The following is a 4184-nucleotide window of genomic DNA, read 5'->3' on the forward strand; positions in this document are numbered from 1 at the left end:
CATTGGGAATTCAGGTACATCGTCATGGTCGTCATTTACTTTTGCTTCAATGAGTAATCCCATCAATAAAATATTGTGTTTATATTCATCAATATGAGCAGCCATTAAGTCAAATTCTCTGATTTCATTTTTAACCAAACTGTCAGCAAAAAGGAGGACAAAAGAGAAAAAGAGGATGAAAGAAAGCAAAGCCGAACGAACAACTAATTGATGCGTTTTAGCAACAAACAGATTCATAGTTTGCCTTCACTGATCCTAAGTAAATCAACAATGTTGTTTATATTATACTTATCAAAAATTCGTCTTTTATACGTACTTATCGTCTTTGTGCTAAGCGATAATATGTCCGCAATTTCACTGTTCGTTTTTCCTTGAATTAAATAATTAAACACCACTGTTTCTCTGTTTGACAGAGATACATCAAATTTTGATTTTTCATCATTATGTCTGAATTTAAAGAAAGTATAGCCATTCATTATTCCTTCTAATGACTCTTTTATTAAATTCATGTTTTCTGACTTACAAATATACCCATCGGCCCCCAATTTAAACGCCGCATCAGAATACAACTGGCTATCATTTGCAGAAATAAATAATGTTTTGCCCTTATAACCATGCGCGGTAATCCGACGATAAAAATCAAAACCGTCACTGTTTCCTAAATTCACATCCAAGATCAACACATTAATTGATGCCGTTTGAAGTATCTCAAATGCTTTTTTTGTATTAAAACACGTTAATACATTCCCTACGTAGCTGACAGGTTTTATTAAGTTTTCTATCGCAGCACACACCAAGGGATGATCATCTAAAATTAAAATGTTGATGTTATTTTTTATCATTATTTACTTCTCTCAAGTTCAGATATTATTTTTAATACTTCAATTGGCATCGGCTTTCCTGTGTAATATCCTTGGCAAAGATCAAAACCAACGTCTTTCAAATATAGCCACGTTGCTTCATCTTCCACGCCTTCAGCCACAATTATCATGTTCATTTTTTTTACTAACGCACAAGAAAAATCAACAATGATTTTATTTGCATGATCCGTTAAACAGGTCGAAACAAAACTTCGATCAACCTTAACTTCAGAAAAAGGCAATTGAGATAACTTCATTAATGATGAATACCCAGTTCCAAAATCATCAATAGAAACGCCAACCTGATTGATTCTTAGCCTTGTTAAGTTCTCTAAAAGAGTGATTGAATTACTAAATGCTTCTCTTTCTGTTAGTTCCACAGTAAATAAAGCCGGCTTTACTTTGTGGTTATGGCACATAGTTAAAAATCGCTTCGAGAAATCGGCTTTTTCAAGTGATTCTTGAGTGACATTTATTGATGATGGGTATGGCAGTAGCCCTTGAGAATAATCAGAGAGCGCATTGGTCATCACCACGTCAAACAATTCATCGGTGAGATTGTTTTTTTCAATGATAGGTAAAAACTCAGCGGGGCTCATTAATCCATATATTGGATGCATCCAACGCGCTAAAATCTCAACAGAAACAATATTCCCCGATGTAAAATCAACTTGAGGCTGATAATAATTTTTGATTTCGCCACAACTCAAAGCTTGTAATACATCGTATATGGATATATCAATATGATATTGAAAGCTATTACTAATATGCTTGAATTCTTGTTTATTTATTTGGGCATCAATGCCTTTTATTATGGGTAATAAATCATTTACCGTTGCTGGTTTTGTCATGATCTCTGTAAATGAAAAATCTAATTTTTTACAAATAGACCCAACGGTTGATAATACAACCAAATCTAACGCACTCAAGATCACGATCCCACCACCGTATTCATGTTCTTTAAGTGCAGTTAATAATTGAATCCCATCCATTTCTGGCATATCTAAATCACAGAAAACCACATCAAATTGGTGTTCTTTTATCGCTTCCAATGCTTGAAAACCAGAGTAGACAGAGCTCACATGCTCAACCCCGATGCTCTTTAAGTTATTTTCGAGTACAAGCGCTTGTAACGGATGATCATCCACAATGAGGATGCTTAATTTAATCATTTTTTTCTTTATACCACGTTGATGCGTCTTCTATGATTGTCTTCATCTCAAGCATTAATTTCTCTAATCCTTTTTCATATTTGTTTGAATAAAAAGCGTCACTTGATATCTCATCAATCAATAATGTTAATGACTCTAACCCGATACTTCCTGCTCCGCCTTTTATGCGATGCAGCATTTCTTGAATTTCTATTTGCGATGACATTTCAGCCAAAGACGTCATGTCTTCTTTCATCGTTTTGATAAAAATGGTCATTAACCCCCTATCATCTAGCTCAATAAACTTATTCAATAACGAAGGAGGCGGCATTAATACTCGGGTCTTTGAGTCTTGTCTTCCACGACTCAAGTACTGACTTAATAATGAATGGAGATCGCTGAGCCCATAAGGTTTAAATAACATGTGATCAAACCCTGATGTCTTGCCGTTTAAGCGTGAGGTACGTAAATCTTCTGCCGTACAACCGATAATGACTTTGTTATCAAACTCAACGATTTCTTGTCTGACTTTTCTTGCCAGAGTAAACCCATCCAAAATAGGCATATGACAATCGGTGATCAACAAATCGTACTTTTCTGGATTTTCTCTCAGTTTATCTAAAGCTTCTTTGCCATTATTTGTCACAACAGGTACAACGCCCAATTCCTCTAACTGTTTCATTAACAGAACTCGATTAATTTGGTTATCTTCTGCGATTAAGACTGTGCCACATAACGGCATTAACGCTTGATGCTCACACCGTAAAGGCTCTGTCATAATGCTGACCAGTCCCGAATACAGTTCATCAATAAATAAGGGATCGTTGCTAATAGAGCATGTGTCACTATCACACATTTTTTTCTCTTTATTATTGCCATTAAGGCAAATCACAGCAACGTCATTGTTCTCGGTATCGACTTGGCAAGTATCGATGATCTTAACTCGCTTTTTATCAATGCAAGGTAACTTATCCTCCGATTCCGTCCATACACTTATCCATTGATGTAATGCACTGTCGTCAACTTCACACTCAATATGCAATCGCTTAAATGGGTCGTCATAATAAGAAATGACTTCAATAGGAATTGAAAATTCAATCACCGTACCAACCTCTTCGGCACTCTTAATTGAAAACGTCCCTTTCATCAAATAAATCAATTCATTCACGATATTTAGCCCAAGGCCTGTCCCCCCATATTTACGAGCGATGCTGTTATCTGCTTGAGTAAATGGCTTAAATACCGTTTCGAGTTGAGCATCATTCATCCCTAAACCCGTATCGCAAATACGTACCTTCATAACCTCGTTATTTAATGACACCCTCGCCTCTACATGCCCTTTTTCCGTAAACTTAACGGCATTAGAGAGTAAGTTATTAACGATTTGACTTAATCGTAATGAATCCACTTTAATCACATTGATCGGATTAGGTTCTATATCAACACAAAAGCGAATTCCCTTTTCAAACGCGGCCGCATTATGCAATCGAAATACATCACCAAGCTCGCGTAAATAATGACAATCTCTTAACTCTAAACTTAATTGCTGAGCCTCTAATTTTGAAAAATCGAGAATATCATTAACCAATAAATGCAAATGACGCATTGAAGAAGAGATGTTGACAACGATCCCTTTTTTTTCAGAGCCTTTTACTCGCTTTGCTAACAACTCAAGTAGACCAGTAATTCCTGCGATTGGAGTTCTTAATTCATGACTCATGCTTGCTAGAAAAAGCTCACGAGAAATAATGGCTTCTTGAGCCACATCGTTCGCGGTAATTAAAGCGGATTCTTGTTTTTTCTGTTCTGTAATGTCGTGGATCACAGTTAACATCGATACTCGTTGTGTGTTTGGATCGGTAATCCTTTTTCTTACTCGATCAACTTGTTCAAACCTTAAATTACAGCCATCGATTAACAACGTATCGCGAATAATAATGTCTTCTGTAATAATCTTTTGATTGTCTTTGAGGGAAGTGATTTCATCTTGACCTTTAGAAAACACACAAGCACTGCATCTATCACTTTGGAATAAAGGACAGTTACTAAGTAACACTCTATTTTTATCATCATGAATAAAAATAATACTTGGCAGCTCATTAATAATACTTTGTAGCCATTCTTTATCAGACTCAGATTGTTTTGCGTCTTTTTCTTTTAACTTCACTTGCAG

General features: G+C 35.8%; 4 protein-coding genes. All 4 read right to left on the bottom strand.

The genetic code is table 11. From position 1 onward, the window contains the following. Positions 1 to 237: hypothetical protein (locus tag AACV33_RS00070; protein WP_182700636.1), on the bottom strand; the 237-nt coding region annotated here is incomplete at its 3' end. Continuing rightward, entirely contained in the window at positions 234 to 842 is a 609-nt protein-coding gene (locus AACV33_RS00075; RefSeq protein WP_017023359.1) for a response regulator transcription factor, read from the bottom strand. The genes AACV33_RS00070 and AACV33_RS00075, both read right to left, overlap by 4 nt. After that, positions 842 to 2032 carry an EAL domain-containing response regulator gene (locus AACV33_RS00080; RefSeq protein WP_017023360.1) on the bottom strand — a complete coding sequence of 397 codons (1191 nt, stop codon included), beginning with the start codon at positions 2030 to 2032 and terminating at the stop codon, positions 842 to 844. The genes AACV33_RS00075 and AACV33_RS00080 overlap by 1 nt, the downstream gene beginning before the upstream one ends. Next, positions 2025 to 4184 (bottom strand): ATP-binding protein (locus AACV33_RS00085; RefSeq protein WP_182700637.1); only part of this gene is annotated, 2160 nt, incomplete at its 5' end. The genes AACV33_RS00085 and AACV33_RS00080, both read right to left, overlap by 8 nt.

The organism is Aliivibrio sp. SR45-2 (assembly GCF_963890165.1).
In the GTDB taxonomy this organism is placed as follows: Bacteria; Pseudomonadota; Gammaproteobacteria; order Enterobacterales; family Vibrionaceae; genus Aliivibrio; species Aliivibrio salmonicida.

Bases quoted from the DNA above. Each gene is read 5' to 3' on its own strand.
- AACV33_RS00075 (WP_017023359.1), bottom strand. From the start codon at position 842: ATGATAAAAAATAACATCAACATTTTAATTTTAGATGATCATCCCTTG.
- AACV33_RS00080 (WP_017023360.1), bottom strand. From the start codon at position 2,032: ATGATTAAATTAAGCATCCTCATTGTGGATGATCATCCGTTACAAGCG.